This is a genomic window from Micromonospora sp. DT15 (genome assembly GCF_049841475.1).
In the GTDB taxonomy this organism is placed as follows: Bacteria; Actinomycetota; Actinomycetes; order Mycobacteriales; family Micromonosporaceae; genus Micromonospora.
The window spans coordinates 1-16,026 of the sequence record NZ_JBNCKJ010000020.1 but is presented as its reverse complement, the minus strand read 5'-3'; the positions used below and the strand labels follow the sequence as shown (position 1 = coordinate 16,026).

The 16,026-nt window shown below is 70.8% G+C and carries 15 protein-coding genes; 10 read left to right on the top strand and 5 right to left on the bottom strand.

The window, feature by feature from the left end:
- Window positions 1-6: 6 nt before the first annotated feature.
- On the bottom strand, window positions 7-351 hold the full coding sequence (locus tag ACLQ3F_RS30990) for a DUF1330 domain-containing protein (protein ID WP_425853203.1): 345 nt from the start codon (window positions 349-351) through the stop codon (window positions 7-9).
- Window positions 352-472: 121 nt separating this feature from the next.
- Here ACLQ3F_RS30990 and ACLQ3F_RS30985 point away from each other — a divergent pair, with 121 nt between their 5' ends.
- A complete protein-coding gene (locus ACLQ3F_RS30985; RefSeq protein WP_425853201.1) occupies window positions 473-1,315 on the top strand; it encodes a helix-turn-helix domain-containing protein in 843 nt (280 codons plus the stop codon).
- On the opposite strand, the gene ACLQ3F_RS30980 is transcribed toward ACLQ3F_RS30985, so the two are convergent.
- On the bottom strand, window positions 1,288-2,292 hold the full coding sequence (locus ACLQ3F_RS30980; RefSeq protein ID WP_425853199.1) for a DUF3800 domain-containing protein: 1,005 nt from the start codon (window positions 2,290-2,292) through the stop codon (window positions 1,288-1,290). The genes ACLQ3F_RS30985 and ACLQ3F_RS30980 overlap by 28 nt on opposite strands.
- A gap of 502 nt (window positions 2,293-2,794) precedes the next feature.
- Between ACLQ3F_RS30980 and ACLQ3F_RS30975 the strand changes: the two genes are divergently transcribed.
- The 3 genes from ACLQ3F_RS30975 to ACLQ3F_RS30965 all read left to right on the top strand — a co-directional run bounded on the left by ACLQ3F_RS30975 (window position 2,795) and on the right by ACLQ3F_RS30965 (window position 7,498).
- On the top strand, window positions 2,795-5,791 hold the full coding sequence (locus ACLQ3F_RS30975) for a glycoside hydrolase family 95 protein (RefSeq protein WP_425853198.1): 2,997 nt from the start codon (window positions 2,795-2,797) through the stop codon (window positions 5,789-5,791).
- 321 nt (window positions 5,792-6,112) lie between these two features.
- Window positions 6,113-6,637: a YfbM family protein gene (locus ACLQ3F_RS30970; RefSeq protein WP_425853196.1), complete on the top strand. Its 525-nt coding sequence runs from the start codon at window positions 6,113-6,115 to the stop codon at window positions 6,635-6,637.
- A gap of 93 nt (window positions 6,638-6,730) precedes the next feature.
- Entirely contained in the window at window positions 6,731-7,498 is a 768-nt protein-coding gene (locus ACLQ3F_RS30965; RefSeq protein WP_425853195.1) for a class I SAM-dependent methyltransferase, read from the top strand.
- 12 nt (window positions 7,499-7,510) lie between these two features.
- Here the strand turns inward: ACLQ3F_RS30965 and ACLQ3F_RS30960 are convergent, their stop codons facing one another.
- The 3 genes from ACLQ3F_RS30960 to ACLQ3F_RS30950 form a co-directional block, all read right to left on the bottom strand.
- Window positions 7,511-8,224 (bottom strand): hypothetical protein, encoded by a 714-nt coding sequence (locus ACLQ3F_RS30960; RefSeq protein ID WP_357204095.1) that lies wholly within the window; start codon window positions 8,222-8,224, stop codon window positions 7,511-7,513.
- A gap of 107 nt (window positions 8,225-8,331) precedes the next feature.
- A complete protein-coding gene (locus ACLQ3F_RS30955; RefSeq protein WP_357204097.1) occupies window positions 8,332-8,994 on the bottom strand; it encodes a response regulator transcription factor in 663 nt (220 codons plus the stop codon).
- Between the two features lie 25 nt (window positions 8,995-9,019).
- The gene (locus ACLQ3F_RS30950; RefSeq protein ID WP_425853192.1) at window positions 9,020-10,150 is read right to left on the bottom strand and encodes a sensor histidine kinase; all 1,131 of its coding nucleotides are present in this window, start codon (window positions 10,148-10,150) and stop codon (window positions 9,020-9,022) included.
- A gap of 144 nt (window positions 10,151-10,294) precedes the next feature.
- On the opposite strand from ACLQ3F_RS30950, the gene ACLQ3F_RS30945 reads away from it, so the two are divergent.
- The 6 genes from ACLQ3F_RS30945 to ACLQ3F_RS30920 form a co-directional block, all read left to right on the top strand.
- On the top strand, window positions 10,295-11,287 hold the full coding sequence (locus ACLQ3F_RS30945; RefSeq protein ID WP_425853190.1) for a carboxymuconolactone decarboxylase family protein: 993 nt from the start codon (window positions 10,295-10,297) through the stop codon (window positions 11,285-11,287).
- Window positions 11,288-11,297: 10 nt separating this feature from the next.
- Complete coding sequence (locus ACLQ3F_RS30940; protein WP_425853188.1) at window positions 11,298-11,750, top strand: DUF6220 domain-containing protein; 453 nt, start codon at window positions 11,298-11,300, stop codon at window positions 11,748-11,750.
- Window positions 11,747-13,486 carry a multicopper oxidase family protein gene (locus tag ACLQ3F_RS30935; RefSeq protein ID WP_425853186.1) on the top strand — a complete coding sequence of 580 codons (1,740 nt, stop codon included), beginning with the start codon at window positions 11,747-11,749 and terminating at the stop codon, window positions 13,484-13,486. Before ACLQ3F_RS30940 ends, ACLQ3F_RS30935 begins: the two co-directional genes overlap by 4 nt.
- A gap of 25 nt (window positions 13,487-13,511) precedes the next feature.
- A complete protein-coding gene (locus tag ACLQ3F_RS30930) occupies window positions 13,512-13,964 on the top strand; it encodes an OsmC family protein (protein ID WP_425853184.1) in 453 nt (150 codons plus the stop codon).
- A 47-nt stretch (window positions 13,965-14,011) separates the two neighbouring features.
- Entirely contained in the window at window positions 14,012-15,097 is a 1,086-nt protein-coding gene (locus tag ACLQ3F_RS30925; protein WP_425853182.1) for a hypothetical protein, read from the top strand.
- 186 nt (window positions 15,098-15,283) lie between these two features.
- A partial coding sequence (locus tag ACLQ3F_RS30920; RefSeq protein WP_425853181.1) for a non-reducing end alpha-L-arabinofuranosidase family hydrolase occupies window positions 15,284-16,026 on the top strand: 743 nt, incomplete at its 3' end.

The following is a 16,026-nucleotide window of genomic DNA, read 5'->3' as shown; positions in this document are numbered from 1 at the left end:
CGGGTGCTACCGATCGGTGGCGCGGCGAATGGCTGCGGCCATCCGCGACGAGTCGTGGCCCGGCTCGACTCCGTCGACGAGAATCACCTCGCCGGTGAGGTGCCTCGTCCGCAGGGGCTTGATCTCCTGATAGGCGCTGGACCGGTACCAGGAGCGGGCCTGGTCCAGGTCGGGGAACTCGATGACGACCACGTCGCCGGGCCAGTCGCCCTCCAGGACGTCGACGGTGCCGCCGTGGACGATGAACCGGCCCGCGAAAGGCGCGAGGGTGGCGTCGATGCGCTCCAGGTAGGTCAGCACCTCGGCGTGGACGGGTGCCTTCCGGAGGTGTGCGAGCGCGTACGCGGTCATGGATGTCCGTCCTTCGCGGTGTGTTTTCTGAGGTGAGAGTCGATTCTTCCGGTGTCGTGGTGGGCTGTCGATTACCTCGCAGGTAATGGCTCGGCCGTCGGTGCGGAATTACTGTCGGTGCGTGACGATCTCGACCCGGCACGGGCGACCAGTGGGGGAGCTGCTGCGCGACTGGCGCCGGACTCGCGGAATGAGCCAGCTCGACCTGTCGATCGAGGCGGGAGTGTCGGCCCGGCACCTGAGCTTCGTCGAGACCGGGCGGTCCCGGCCGAGCCCCGACCTCATCCTGCGGCTGGCCGAACACCTGGAGATGCCGCTGGCCGAGCGCAACACGATGCTGCTCGCCGGCGGTTACGCGCCCGCCTTCCCGTGCCACGAACTGGGCGACCCCGAGCTGACACCGGTCCGGGCCGCCGTACGGCGGATCCTCGATGGTCACAGCCCGTACCCCGCGCTGCTCGTTGACCAACACTGGCACCTCGTCGACGCCAACCCCGCCGTCGCCCTGTTCACCATGGACGCGCAGCCCCACCTGCTCACTCCACCGATCAACGTGCTGCGCCTCAGCCTGCACCCCGACGGTCTGGCACCGCGCATCGTCAACCTGCCCGAGTGGCGCGCCCACCTGCTGAAACGGCTGCACCAGCAGGCGACGACAACCAACGACCCGATCCTGTACGACCTGTACGAGGAGCTTCGCGGCTACCCCGGTGGCGACGTCGAGACGACACCGCCAGGCGATGCCCTCTCACGTGTTCTCGTCCCGCTGCGCTACCGGCACCGTGACCAGGAGTTGTCCTTCGTCAGCACCACGACCCTCTTCGGTACGCCGCGGGAGGTCACAGTCGCCGGGTTGGCCGTCGAGGCGTTCTTTCCCGCTGACTCGGCGACCACGCAGACCCTCCGGGCCCGTGCCGATGATGACTCGGCTGCCCGTCACCCTGCGGCAGTGGGCGGCGGCTGACGGAGCGCGTCGTCGATGATGCCGGGCATCCGCCGGGCCACTCCGGCGAGGAGATCCGCTACCTGCACGCGCGGATCGTCGCGGGAGTCGACCATCACCAGCCCTGCCAGGGGCGACACCCCGTTCGGCAACGCCCCGGCCCGGTCGGCGCCGGCCGCCGACGCGTGGCCGTCGGCCAACACCCGCTGGAGGCGGGTAAGGCGGTCGGCCGTCAGGGCGCTCTGCTCGTCGTGGGTCACCAGCACCTGCCGCTGGCCGCCGCTCCAGGACAGGACCGTCTCCGCCAGCGCCGGAAGCAGTGGTTCCAGCGGGGGAGGGACCGTGCGGTCGTCGACGTCGAGCCTGGCCACCACGGCCCGAACGTGGTCCGGGCTGAGTCCGTCGAGGACGGCGTCGGCCACCGTGCCGAGGCCGTGTCGCCGCAGCGCGTCCCGGGCCTGGAAGAACCGCTGCACGGTCTGGTCGACCGGAAGTCGCCGCTTCATCCGGACCAGATCGACGAACGCCGACAGGAAGGTGCCCCAGTCGCCTCCGGTCGCGCGTCCGGCCTCGTGCAGGGCGAGAGCCGCCGGATGGTGCTCGCGGGCCAGGTGGGTGCCCGCCGCGTACGACGGCTCGGTCAGCAGGAAGTCCACGATCCGGGTGACGAGGAAGAACTCCTTGTCGATGAGGTGGACGTGCGCGCGGCCGGCCAGCGCCGCCAGAAACCACTCCAGTGCCTCCTGCGCACCCGAACCGCGCAGGAACCGGCCGGACTTGAGCTCGTGCGGCGCGAACCGGAACCCGGACCGCAGGGCGGTGATGAGCGCGACCGCCTCGTCGACGGTCAGGTCGACGCTCGCGTGCGTGATCACCGGGGCGGTCGAGTGCAGCAGGTTCGTACCCGAGAATCCCGACTCGTCGCAGGCGATCTCCACGACGGCCCCGACCACCACGGCGCTGCCGGGCGGTAGCCCACCTTGAAGAGGCGATCTCACCCCCGAGCTCCCGCCATGTCGCCCATGGTCACCCGTGCGCCGGCAGAGGACAACCCGATTGCGTACGGGAGCCTCAGTCCGCGATCCGTGCTCTCGGACCACCGGGGTTGCGCTGCCACTTCGGGGCGCACGTCGGATCTTGTGCAACGGCTGGCTCGACTGCCCGCCTGCGTACATCCGATGTATGTCCATCGGGGTGAGTGCTCGTCGGCGTGATTCTGGCGGATCGCTGCGCGGTGCCGAGTCTGCGCGACGCTACCCATCTGCCCTTGCGTCTTGCTGACCGGCCAGATGGTCACCATATCCATCGATCGATCGACCGTTGCCTATTCTGTGCCCCCGGAGTAACCTTCCCGAAACACATCAGATGTCTGGCGCGCCAAGGCCCGGCGTCGGCCTGCTCAGGCAGGGTCCCGGTTGGCCCCACCAAGCGGATCCCCATGTCGAGTCCCATAGTTGTCACGCTTCGGGGTGGCCGGACTGGCCACCGTTTGGAGGATCGATGTCAGACCTGACCCGACGGCAGGCCCTCAAGGTCGGCGCAGCCGGCGCGGGTGGTGCTCTCCTGCCGGTGCCCTGGACCGCGGTGGCCAAGGCCGACGCGGCGGCCCCGCCGCAGGTGTTGGCCGCCGGGGACATGGCGCTCTGGTACGACGAGGGCGCCGGCACCGACTGGCTGCGGGCGCTGCCGATCGGCAACGGCCGGCTCGGCGCGATGGTCTTCGGCAACGTCGACACCGAGCGGCTCCAGCTCAACGAGGACACCGTCTGGGCCGGTGGGCCGCACGATCCCAGCAACACCCGAGGCGCGGCGGCGCTGCCGGAGATCCGGCGGCTGGTCAACGCGAACCAGTGGACCCAGGCCCAGGATCTGATCAACCAGACCATGATGGGCAACCCCGGTGGTCAGCTCGCCTACCAGACCGTCGGCAACCTGCGGCTCGCGTTCGGTTCCGCCAGCGGAGCGTCACAGTACGACCGGACGCTCGACCTCACCACCGCCACCGTGACGACGTCGTACGTGCTCAACGGCGTTCGCCACCAACGGGAGGTGTTCGCGAGCGCGCCGGATCAGGTCATCGCCATGCGACTGACCGCCGACCGGACCGGCTCGATCAGCTTCACCGCCACCTTCGACAGCCCGCAGCGGACGTCGGTGTCCAGCCCCGACGGCACCACCATCGGCCTCGACGGCGTCTCCGGAAACATGGAGGGCGTCACCGGCCAGGTCCGTTTCCTCGCCCTCGCCAACGCGACGATCAGCGGCGGCAGTGTGTCCAGTTCCGGCGGCACCCTGCGGGTGACGAACGCCAACAGCGTGGTCCTGCTGATCTCCATCGGGTCCAGCTACGTCAACTACCGCAACGTCGGCGGCGACTACCAGGGCATCGCCCGGCAGCGGCTCACCAGCGCGCGGGCCAGCAGCTACGACCAGTTGCGCAGCCGGCACGTGGCCGACTACCAGGCGCTGTTCAACCGGGTCAGCCTGGATCTGGGCCGCACGTCGGCGGCCGACCAGACGACGGACGTCCGGATCGCCCAGCACAACAGCGTCAACGACCCGCAGTTCTCGGCGCTGCTGTTCCAGTTCGGCAGGTACCTGCTGATCTCGTCCTCGCGGCCCGGCACCCAACCGGCGAACCTCCAGGGCATCTGGAACGACTCGCTGACCCCATCCTGGGACTCGAAGTACACGATCAACGCCAACCTGCCGATGAACTACTGGCCGGCCAACACCACGAACCTGGCCGAGTGCCACAACCCGGTCTTCGACATGGTCAGAGATCTTGCCGTCGCCGGAGCACGGACCGCCCAGGTGCAGTACGGGGCCGGCGGCTGGGTCACCCACCACAACACGGACGCGTGGCGGGCCACCGCGGTGGTGGACGGCGCGTTCTGGGGCATGTGGCAGACCGGCGGCGCCTGGCTGTCCACGTTGATCTGGGACCACTACCTGTTCAACGGCGACATCGAGTTCCTGCGGACCAACTACCCGGCCATGAAGGGCGCCGCGCAGTTCTTCCTCAACACCCTGGTGACCGAGCCGACCCTCGGTTACCTGGTGACGAACCCGTCGAACTCACCGGAGCTGAGTCACCACTCGAACGCCAGCGTCTGCGCCGGCCCCACCATGGACAACCAGATCCTGCGGGACCTGTTCGACGGCGTCGCCCGGGCGAGCGAGATCCTCGACGTGGACAGCACCTTCCGGGCCCAGGTGCGTGCCACCCGGGACCGGCTTCCCCCGATGAAGGTCGGCTCGCGCGGCAACATCATGGAGTGGCTGTACGACTGGGTGGAGACCGAGCCCAACCACCGGCACATCTCGCACCTGTACGGGCTGGCCCCCAGCAACCAGATCACCAAGCGCGGCACGCCACAGCTGTTCGAGGCCGCCCGGCGGACCCTGGCGCTGCGCGGCGACGACGGCACTGGCTGGTCGCTGGCCTGGAAAATCAACTTCTGGGCGCGGATGGAGGAGGGCAAGCGGGCCCACGACCTGATCCGCTACCTCGCCACCACCGCGCGACTCGCGCCCAACATGTTCGACCTGCACCCGCCGTTCCAGATCGACGGCAACTTCGGCGCCACAGCCGGCATCGCCGAGATGCTGTTGCAGAGCCACACCGGCGAGCTGCACGTCCTGCCCGCGCTGCCGCCGGCCTGGCCGAGCGGGCGGGTGACCGGTCTACGCGGTCGGGGCGGGCACACGGTCGGCATCACCTGGGCGAGCGGCCTGGCCACCGAGATCCTCGTCCGACCGGACCGGGCCGGCACCGTCCGCCTGCGCTCCCGGATCCTGACCGGCACCGTCACCGTGGTCGACACCGCCGACGGTACGGCGGCCCGGACCACCCGGATCGAGTCCGACCTGATCGAGGTCACCGTGCAGGCCGGGCGCACCTACCGGGTCACCAGTTCCGGGGCCGCCACGCCGACGCTGGAGCAGAGCTTCAGCAACGTCGGCATCACCAGCGACAGCAACACCAACGTCGGGAACTTCGACGGCGGTGGGGCCTCGCTCTCCGCGCAGGCCCTCGCGCAGGCCGGTGCGAGCCCGGGGGGCACGGTGAGCCGCAACGGGGTCAACTTCCGCTGGCCCAACGTCAGCTCCGGGGCCGCCGACAACGCCATCGCCTCGGGCCAGACCATCGGCGTGACCGGCACCGGTAGCACGCTCGGCTTCCTGCTGACCGGCACGTACGGAGCGGTGTCGGGGACCGGCACCGTGGTCTACGCCGACGGCACCCGCCAGACGTTCACGTTGAGCTCGCCGGACTGGTACGGCGGGCCGCACTCCGGGGGCACCGCGGCCATCGTGTCCGCGTACCAGAACCGGCCCAACAACGGCCGTCAGAACACCGCGGCGTGCGTCTACTACGTCGGTGTGGCGTTGCAGAGCAAGGCGGTGGCCTCGGTCGTGTTGCCGAACATCAGCGCCCGTCCCGCGACGAACGTGCCGACCATGCACATCTTCGCCATCGCGATCGGGGGCTGACGGCAACGAATCCTGCTCGGGGGAGCACGACCGGGCCCGTCCCACCTGGGGACGGGTCCGGTCGCCGTCGGCCGTCGGCGGTCGGCGGTCGGCGCTGCGCCCGGCGCGGGAGCACGACGACGTCGACAGATGGGTGCGCGTCGATGGTGTTCGGTGTGGCCGTGCCTCGGCAACGAGTTGTCGTTTCTTGTCGCGGCCCGTGCGGCCCAATCCCCCGACACGTTCCGCGAGAGCCGACCCCGACCTGGTGGAACATGGCTGCGGGAACGTCGGCGCTGTCCGGGAATTGTCGTAGCCGGTACTTAGGCTGCCGCGGTGAGTATGAACGGCAACTGGCTGCGCGTTTCGCCCGACGAACTGGAGCGGGCGAGGACAGACCTCGGCTGGGCCTATGACCTCGCGATGACGCAACGGAACGACAACTCTGAACGCTGGGACGGCATCGACAAGGCCTGGGACGGGTTCGAGTTCCTCCTCGATCGGCTGGGCTTCGAGATTCCGCTGGTCTCGGGCGCGGAGCGGTTCGTGGAGCTGCCCGACGTCGAGCCCGACAGCGAGGAGATGTTCGACTTCCTGGAGAACCTCGAAGACGACTGGGGCTACGGGCCGCCCTCCTATCTGACACCGGTTCACGTCGCGACGGCGGCCGCGCGCCTGGCCGAGCTCACCCAGGACGACCTCATCCGGGGCGTCGACCCACAGGAGTTGGTCCGGGCCGACATCTACCCCGGAACCTGGGACCGACCCGGACAACTTGGGTGGGTGGCCCATTACCTGCCCGACGTCCAACGCTTCTTCGGTGCGGCCGCCAGGGATGGCGCCGCGGTGATCTGCTGGCTCGACTGAGCGGCGGTTCAGCCATCGGAGCGCCGGGCGAGGTGTCCCGACAGAATCGGGTTCATCGGGTTCATCGACGCGAGTGGTGACAGGATTGGCGGCATGCCTGCTCGCGCACTGAGCTTCGGAATGGTGGCCAGACAATACGAACGGTACCGACCGGGGTACCCCGCCGAACTTGTCGACCTGGTGCTGACGTACGCGGGCCGGCCCGTTCGAACAGCCCTGGAGATCGGCGCTGGCACGGGCAAGGCGACCCGGCTGTTCGCCGCCGCGGGCGTCACTGTCACCGCGACCGAGCCGGACCGGGCCATGCTCGCCGAGCTGCGCAAGCACGTGCCAGCGGGCGTTCACACCGTGCGGGCCGCGTTCGAGGACCTGCGGCCCGGCGCGACGTACCACCTGGTCTACGCGGCGGCGGCCCTGCACTGGACGACACCGCAGGGGCGGTGGTCGCGGATGGCCGCGCTGCTGGAACCCGGCGGCGTGTTCGCCTCGTTCGGTGGACCCACCCAGCTGGTCGACCCGGCGGTGGCGGACGCTGTCCGCGCCGCCCGGGCACCCTTCCTGGAGAGCGACGAGATTCCCTCGCCCGACGGCACGCCCCCGGAGCAGGCCATGCAGTGGCCGGGCACCGAGCTCCAACGGTCCGAGTGGTTCACCGATGTGCAGCAGACCGTGATCGCGCGTCGGCTGACGATGAGTGCGCGCGACTACGTCGGGCACCTGTCGACGATCTCGGCGTACCTCGAGCTGTCGACCTCCACGCAGGAGCAGGTCTTCGCCCAGATCGAACAGGTTCTGCCCGAGACCGTCGAGCTCCGCGCCGACCTCATCGTCCATCTCGCCCGTCGGCGCCCCGATCAGTAGCGCCGACGGCGCTCAGACCAGGAACTCCTCCCGCATCCGCGCGCCCAGGTTGATCCCGCCGACCGCCCGAGGACCGGCCGGATCGTGCACGGCGACGGTGTTGTTGCGACGCATCAGCTCCCGGACCGCGGGTGGCAGTCGCGGCGGGTCGTCCATGGCCGCGAGGACCTGCCCGGCGCTGACGATCAGCCGATCGGCCAAAGTGGCGGCGTCGGTGTCCACCCGCACCCGGCCGTACTCCCAGCCGGAGGTGGTCAGGTCGAGCACCTCGAACACGCGGGTCACCACCGGGTTGGGGTCGGTCACCCGGTCGAGCCGGGGCGCCCGGCTGCCGACCACGGTGACTGCGGCGGCCACCTGCGCGTACGGGTGGAAGCCACACGGCAACGCGAACAGCGGCCAGCGCAGGGCCGGGCCCGCCTCCTTCCACAGCGGCCGGTAGTTACGGCGGTGCACCAGCAGCCGTCGGCCCGTCCGCCGGTGGATCTCCTGCGCCTGGGCCTGAAGGTCCACGTGGGCCTCGTCGGCGACCTGACTCACGATCCGGGTCGCCACCACCAGGCCGTCGTCGCTATCGAGCGAACCGGTGAGCGCGTCGACCTGCTCGTTGAAACGAACCCGCGCGTGGGGGCCGTACCGGGACTGGACGTCGTGCAGCAGCGCCTGCTGGCGTCCCGGGTCGAGCTGGACTCGCCTACCGCCCAGCAATCGACGGAGCCAACGCATGTCGCCTCGATTCAGCAGAGCCGTCGCGGACGGCGGCAATGCTAGTGCGTCGACCCTCCCTCATGTTCCCAAGGGGGGTTGATCGACTCGGCTCTCGGAGACGGCGATCACCGCCGACGCGGTGTGATCAGCCCCGACTCGTACGCCCACACGACCAACTGGGCCCGGTCGCGGCAGTGCAGCTTCGTCATCGCCCGGTTGACGTGTGTCTTGGCGGTCAGCGGACTGATCACCATGCGCGCGGCGATCTCGTCGTTGGTCAGCCCACGGGCGACCAGTTCGACGATCTCCTGCTCCCGGGCGGTCAGCACGTCGCGTCCGGCGGTCGGCACGGCCGGCGGCGGTCCGGCCACGAACTCACTGATCAGTGTGCGGGTGACGGTCGGCGCGAGCAGCGCGTCACCGCGCGCCACGACGGTGACGGCGTGCAGCAGGTCGGCGGGGTCGGCGTCCTTGAGGAGGAAGCCGCTGGCGCCCGCGCGGAGCGCCGCGAACACATAGGAGTCGAGCCCGTAGTTGGTGAGGATGAGAACGCGGATCGCGGCCAGGTCGGGGTCGGCGGCGATGCGCCGGGTGGCCTCGATGCCGTCGAGGCCCGGCATCTGCACGTCCATCAGGACGACGTCCGGGCGCAGGCTCCGGGACAGGTGGACGGCCGAGGCGCCGTCGGTCGCCTCGCCGACGACCTCCAGGTGGTCCTCGGCGTCGAGCAGTGCCCGGAAGCCGGCCCGCATCAGCGCCTGGTCGTCGGCGAGCAGCACCCGGATCATCCCGGCTCCTGCGGGAGGCGGGTGGTCATCGTGGGCCGTCCAGGGGGAAGGTGGCCCGTACGGTGAACCCGTGGTCGTCGTGCGCGGCGGTCCGTAGTGTGCCGCCCAGGGCGCTGACCCGCTCCCGCATGCCGCGCAGGCCCACGCCCGGGGTCAGCGGCTCGGTCGGCGACGCCCGACCGTCGTCGCTGACCGCGACGGTCAGCCCCGCCGGGGCGTACTCCACCTGGATGTGCGCGGTCGCGGGCCCGGCGTGGCGGGCCACGTTGGTGAGCGCCTCCTGGATGACCCGGTACCCGGCCTGGTCTACCTCGTCGGGCAGGTCGCCGCGCTGGCCGGTGACGGTCACCTGCACCGGTACGCCGACCGCCCGGGTCCGCTCGGCCAGCTCGTCCACCCGGGCCAGCCCGACCCGATCGCCGTCGGTCGGTGCGCGGAGGACGTCGAGGGTCGTGCGGAGTTCCCGCATCGCGGCACCGCTGGCCTCCTGGATCGCCAGCAGCGTGGCCGACGGCTCCTCGCCGTGTTTGCGGGCCAGGTGCACGGCGATCCCCGCCTGCACCTTGATCACGGAGATGCTGTGGGTCAGGGAGTCGTGCAGGTCGCGGGCGATGCGCAGGCGCTCCTCCCCGGCGCGGCGCAACGCCATCTCCTCGCGGGTGCGTTCGGCCTCGACGGCCCGCTGCTCGACCTGCTCCAGGTACGCCCGGCGCTGACGCGCGACGAGGCCGGCGACGTTGGCCGCCACGAACCAGCCGAGCAGCAGGGCCGTCCGTTCGGCGACCAGTTGGCCTGGTCGGCCGGCCGGCGCCATCGAGATGTCGCTGGCCAGGAAGCTACCGAGGAAGACGAGGCTGGCCACGGCGGCGGCCAACCGGTGTCCCTGCCAGGCGCTGACGTAGACCGCGCAGAGGACGGGGAACGCGGCGGACACACCGGGATGCACCCGGACGTGAACGGCCAGCATGGCGACGGTGACCACGCCCAGCGCCCCCACCGGGTATCGCCGGCACGCCGCCAGGGCCACCACGGTGGCGAGGACCAGGGCGACGTCGAGCACCTCGACCGGCGCGGCGTCCGGGGTGAGCACGGCGTTGCCGAGCAGGAGGACGCCGAGGGCGAGACCGCCGAGGGCGTACGGGAGGTCGCGGCGCATTGTCGCACTGTAGAACGGCCGTCGTCGGTGGAGCATCCCGCGCGCGTGGTAGCTGCGGCGTACCACGGACGCGGTATGAGCGGCGCGGCAAGTGTCTGCGACGGCACGACGCTTTCCCGGCCCGCCGGAACAAGCATCGATCCCATGACATACCGCTTCTTCGCCCCCACACCGACGAGGGCGGCCACCGGCCGCACCGCAGCCGTCTACCAACAGTTGCGCGACGACTTCCTCGGGCCGTTGCCGACCTTCCAGGCGCTCTCGGCCGTGCCGGAGGTGCTGGCCGCGACCTGGGCTCTGATGCGGGAGGCGCTGCTCGCCGGGGACGCGCCCCGGGTCGACCGCGAACTCGTCGCGGCTTCGGTCTCCCGGGCCAACCGGTGTCAGTTCTGCGTCGACGCCCACGTGCTGTTGCTGCACGCGCTGGGCGCACCGAAGCTGGCGGAGACCGTCGCCCGGGGCGAGACGCCCGCCGAGCCGAGGTACGCCGCGCTCGTCGGCTGGGCGCAGGCGAGCCGCAACCCCAGATCCGCCGACTGGACCAGCACCCACGGCCCGGAGATCACCGGCACCCTGCTCGCCTTCCACTTCATCAACCGGGTCGTCTCCGCGTTGCTCGACCCCGATCTGCTCCCCGGCGGCCTGCAACGTTCCCCGCTGGTGCGCTCGGTCGGGGGCCGGCTCTACGCCAGGGCGGCCCGGGAGTCGAAGGAGCCCGGCCTGAGCCTTTCGCTGCTCGACGCCGACCCGACGGCATCACCTCCCGCCTGGGCGGGGGACAGCCCGGTGGGTGTCGCCTACGCGTCGCTGCGGAACGCCGCCACCCGGGGTGGCGACCTGCTGGGCGCGGTGGCGCGCCAGACCGTCACGGCCACGGTGCGCTGGGAGGACGGGCAGTTCCCGGCGCGGCCCGCGGACTGGGCCGTCGACCTGGTCCGGGACGTGCCGGGCGCGGACCGCGTCGGGACGCGGATCGCGTTGCTGGCGGCGTTCGCGCCCGGCGCGATCAGCCCGGGTGACGTCGCTCTCTGGCGGCTCTCCCACCCCGTCGACGCCGACCTCGTGCGGTTGGTCGCGTACGGGGCGATCACGGCCACCGATCACGTCGCCCAGGCCCTCGCCTCGGCGCATCTCTAGGAGGTAACCCATGCGCAAGGCTCTCGTCATCATCAGCGCACTGCTGCTCGTCGCGTTCGCCGTGCAGTTCGTCCTCGCCGCCGTGGGTGGGTTCACCAGACCCGCCGGCGACGACGCGTACGCGCTGCACAGCGTCAACGGCATGGCGGTGATCCCGCTTCTCACGCTGCTCACCGCCCTGTTCGCCGCGCTGGCGAAGGCACCCGGAAAGATCATCGGACTGGCGGTCCTCCCGATCGGCCTCGTCGCCCTCCAGCCACTCATCGCCATGGTGGCGGAGGCGTCCACCGACGCATCGGGTGTCAGCACCCCGCTCGGCCTGACCATCGGTGGGTTGCACGCGCTCAACGGGATCATCGCGGTGCACGTCGTGGTCGGCGTCCATCGGGCGGCGCGACAGCTCGCCGTCCCGGTCCCCGCCGGCACGGCTCGGCTGGTCACCCGGGAAGGAGAACCGGCGTGACCACCGGGTCGCTGCTCGTGGCCGACCTCGTGATCGCGGTCCTCGCGGTCGCCGCCTGGCTGGGGGCTGGCGCCGCGTCCGCCGCCCGTCGTCGCCCGCTCGCACTGGGACTGGCGGCCGTCGCGCTGCTCGCCACGCTCGCCCGCGCGCTCACGATCACCGCCCTCGCCCGGGCCGGCTGGTGGTTCGCGGCGGAGAAGGTCCTCATCGCGGCCCCGCTGTCGCTCGCGGCGGTGGGCGTCGCCGGTCCGCGGTTGCTGCGGGCCCCGGGCGACATCCGGGCCGTCGCGGTCCCGCTCCTCTTCGCCGGGTACGCCACGAGCAGCGCCCTGCTCGTGACGGTCCTGCACGGCTATCCGGCGTCGGCCGGGGCGGGGCTGCTGGCGGTCGCCGGGGTCGTGGCGGCCACGGTGATCTCGGCGCGTGCGCTCGGTGCGCGCCCGTCCCGGACGGTGTCCCGGGCGGCCCTCGTGGTGGCGGTCGCGGCCCTGCTGACCGGAACCGGGCTGAGTGTCACCCCGGGCGCCGCGCCCGCCGTACCGCATGAGCATGCCTCTCCGGCGGCCCGCATCGCCGACGAACCCACCCGGCGGTTCACACTGACCGCCGCAACCGCCACCGTGGACGCGGCCGGACGGAACGTCGCGGCGTGGGCCTTCAACGGGCAGGTCCCCGGACCGGAGTTGACCGCCACCGTCGGCGACGTCCTGGAGGTGACGCTGCGCAACCGGAACATCGAGCGCGGCGTCACAGTGCACTGGCACGGGTACGACGTGCCCAACGATCAGGACGGGGTACCCGGTGTGACCCAGGCGGCGGTGCGGCCCCGACAGGAGTTCGTCTACCGGTTCCGAGCCGACCAGGCCGGAACGTACTGGTACCACACGCACTCGGCCTCCGATGTCGGCGTGCGGATGGGTCTCTACGGGGTGCTGGTGGTGCGACCGGGCCCGGTGACCGGCCTCGACGTCACAGTGCCGGTGCACACCCTGGCGGGCCGTCCGTTGCCCGCGCCGAGAGTGGACAAGGTCGAGGCCGGCGTGCCGGTGCGGTTGCGGCTGATCAACACCGACAGCACGACGCACCGGTACGCCCTGGCCGGGACCGCGTTCCGGGTGGCCGCGGTCGACGGCGTCGACCTGCGCGGCCCGACGCCGCTGGCGGACACCGCCGTGCTGATCCCGGCCGGGGGCCGCTACGACCTGGTCTTCGACGCGCCGGCGACCCCGGTGGCACTGGTCGTCGACGGACGGACCGTCTACTCGACCGGCCCGGTGTCGACGGCGACCGGCGCCTGGCCGGTGCTGGATCCGCTCGGCTACGGCGCGACCGCCCCGGTGCAGTGGTCCCGGTTCGACAAGACGTTCACCCTCGTCCTCGATCGCGGCCTCGACCTGCGCGGACTGCTACCGCGGTACGCCCACACCGTCAACGGCGCGGCCGATCCGGACATCCCACCGCAGGTCGTACGCCTGGGTGACGTCGTACGGTTCACGATCGTCAACCGTTCACAGATCGTGCACCCGTGGCACCTGCACGGCCACCACGTCCTGGTGCTGGCCCGCGATGGTCGACCGGCGACCGGAAGCCCGCTGTGGCTGGACTCGTTCGACGTCCGTCCGGGCGAGGTGTGGGAAGTGGCGTTCCGGGCCGACAACCCGGGGATGTGGGCCAACCACTGCCACAACCTGGCGCACGCCGATGCCGGGATGACGCTGCATCTCATGTACTCGTGATCGCCGAGGCGGGTAGTTTTCTGTCATGACTGAGGACACCTTCCGTTCGGTGGCGATCGAGCGCACCAGCCTGGGCAACTACGTCGTGAGGAACTCCCGTGGTGGGTCGGTGTCGCTGGGCACTGGCGAGGACGGCAGTTTCACGCCGGTGGAGTTGCTGCTGACCGCCATCGGCGGTTGCGCCGCCGTGGACGTGGACCACATCACCAGTCGTCGTGCCGAGCCGACCGAGTTCGCCGTCGCCGTGACCGGTGACAAGATCCGGGACGAGGCCGGCGGAAACCGGATGCGCAACCTTCGGGTCGAGTTCACGGTGACGTTCCCGGAGGGCGCGGAGGGCGACGCGGCCCGTGCGACGCTGCCCCGGTCGTTGCAGCAGTCGCACGATCGGTTGTGCACGGTCTCCCGTACCGTCGAGCTCGGCACTCCCGTCGCGATCGCCGAGGGCCCGGGGCCATCGGAGACTGATCGGCGCTGAGCACGCCTACTCAGGCCTGTGTGGCTCGTTCGTGTGAGGGTGGCGGGATGCGTCGACTACTGGTGCCACTGCTGATCGTCCTCGCCGTGGGGGTGGCGTGTGCCGACCCGAACGCCCAGCCGGGTCGCTCGGACCCGACGGTCGCGCTGCCGGTGCCCACCGAGTTGCTCGCCGACGGCAGCGTGCCCTGGGCCGACCTGAAGATCACCGACGAGGACTTCAACGGTCGCCCAGCCGCGCCGAGAACGCCGGCCACCGGCAGCGAACCGTGCCGGGCGGAGCAGCTGACCGGTCGGCTCACCACCTGGACGCGGCCCAGCAACGGCGGTGAGACGCCTCGGGGCTTCGACGCCGCCATCGGCAAGCTCATCGGCGAAGTGGACGTGCGGAACTCGTCGACTGTCGAGTGCACCCTGCAGGGCGAGGTGCCCACGACCATGCGCGCCGCCGGTCGCGAGATCCCGATGCTCTACACCCACGGCATCGACGAGGAGGGCCGCACCCGGGTGGTCGTCGTGCCGGCCGGCGGCAACGCCAGCCTGCGTCTGGACTGGTCCGGACCGTTCTGCCAGCCGGTGAAGGGGTCGTTGGAGCTCGCGATCGAGCTGCCGCACGACGGTGGCAGGCTGCGCGCACCGGTCACCGCCGACGAGCGTCCGGGCTGTCCACAGGGGGAGGGGGTCAACCCCCGCGCGCGCGGGACGCTGTCCGCGAGCGGGTTCACCGAGCCGGTGGCGGTGTCGAAGCCCCCGTCCTCGCCGCTCGAGAAGCTCACCGTCGCTGTGCAGGGGCCGACGACCGCCGTCGCCGGGTCGCGGCTCACCTTCCGGGTGACGCTGGGCAACCCGACCGACGGCCCCCTCGCGTTGGACCCTTGCCCGGCCTACCTGATGGAACGGTTCTCTCTCGGCGACGCGACGAACGACGCGGTGAATTCGGCCCAGCTCTACCGGCTGAACTGCCGCGCCCTACCGCAGATTCCCGCTGGCGGCAGTGCCGTGTTCGAAATGGTCGCCGAGGTGCCGGCCTCGATGCGGGCCGGGCGCGAGCTGACCGTGACGTGGAAGCTCTATCTGCCGCACTACGTACAGCGGAGCAACCAGTTCGGTGTCGTGACCCTCACCGTCGTCTGAGGAAGGTCACCGCCCGGCCGGCAGCATCGGCAACCCCGACATCAGCGAGAACGAAAGATAGATGCTGTTGAGGGTATGGGAGCGCTCCCGTAGCATACCTGACGCGGCCTGTTAACGTTCACAACCGGTCACCACGCAATGACCACCACCAATGCATGGGCCGCCGTCCCGCGAGGAGGGTGCTACATGGTCAGATCCAGAGCCACCAATGTCGGTCTGGTTGCGGCCGGCGTCGGCTTACTGCTGTCGTCGACAGTTGTCGCGGCGCTGCCGGCCGGTGCCGCGGCTGAGGGTTGTTCGGTGAACTACGCCGTGTCGTCGCAGTGGCAGGGCGGCTTCGGCGCCAACGTGGCGATCACGAACCTGGGTGACCCGTTGAGCAGCTGGACGCTGACCTGGTCGTACGGTGCCGGGCAGACGGTGACGCAGGCCTGGAACACGTCGCTGACGCAGAGCGGGTCGGCGGTGACCGCGAAGAACGTGAGTTACAACGGTGCGATCCCGGCCAACGGCACTGTGTCGTTCGGGTTCAACGGGTCCTGGACGGGCAGCAACCCCGCCCCGACGAGCTTCGCCCTGAACGGTGTCACCTGCACCGGTGGCACGACGCCGACGACTCCGCCCCCGACGACTCCGCCGCCGACCGACCCGCCGCCGACCACGCCGCCGCCCACCCAGACCTGTGACCTTCCGTCGACGTACCGGTGGTCGTCGACCGGTGCGCTGGCGCAGCCGAGGTCCGGTTGGGTGTCGCTGAAGGACTTCACCGTCGCGCCGTACAACGGCCAGCAGCTCGTCTACGCCACCACCCACGACACCGGGACCAGGTGGGGTTCGATGAACTTCGGCCTCTTCTCGAACTACTCGCAGATGGGCTCGGCCAGCCAGAACGCGATGAACAACGCGACCGTCGCGCCGTCGTTGTTCTA

Coding starts and splice junctions, on each gene's coding strand:
- ACLQ3F_RS30970 (WP_425853196.1), top strand. CDS start 6,113: ATGAACGGCAACTGGCTGCGCGTTTCGCCCGACGAACTGGAGCGGGCG.
- ACLQ3F_RS30925 (WP_425853182.1), top strand. CDS start 14,012: ATGCGTCGACTACTGGTGCCACTGCTGATCGTCCTCGCCGTGGGGGTG.
- ACLQ3F_RS30940 (WP_425853188.1), top strand. CDS start 11,298: ATGCGCAAGGCTCTCGTCATCATCAGCGCACTGCTGCTCGTCGCGTTC.
- ACLQ3F_RS30965 (WP_425853195.1), top strand. CDS start 6,731: ATGCCTGCTCGCGCACTGAGCTTCGGAATGGTGGCCAGACAATACGAA.
- ACLQ3F_RS30930 (WP_425853184.1), top strand. CDS start 13,512: ATGACTGAGGACACCTTCCGTTCGGTGGCGATCGAGCGCACCAGCCTG.
- ACLQ3F_RS30990 (WP_425853203.1), bottom strand. CDS start 351: ATGACCGCGTACGCGCTCGCACACCTCCGGAAGGCACCCGTCCACGCC.
- ACLQ3F_RS30950 (WP_425853192.1), bottom strand. CDS start 10,150: ATGCGCCGCGACCTCCCGTACGCCCTCGGCGGTCTCGCCCTCGGCGTC.
- ACLQ3F_RS30955 (WP_357204097.1), bottom strand. CDS start 8,994: ATGATCCGGGTGCTGCTCGCCGACGACCAGGCGCTGATGCGGGCCGGC.
- ACLQ3F_RS30960 (WP_357204095.1), bottom strand. CDS start 8,224: ATGCGTTGGCTCCGTCGATTGCTGGGCGGTAGGCGAGTCCAGCTCGAC.
- ACLQ3F_RS30945 (WP_425853190.1), top strand. CDS start 10,295: ATGACATACCGCTTCTTCGCCCCCACACCGACGAGGGCGGCCACCGGC.
- ACLQ3F_RS30975 (WP_425853198.1), top strand. CDS start 2,795: ATGTCAGACCTGACCCGACGGCAGGCCCTCAAGGTCGGCGCAGCCGGC.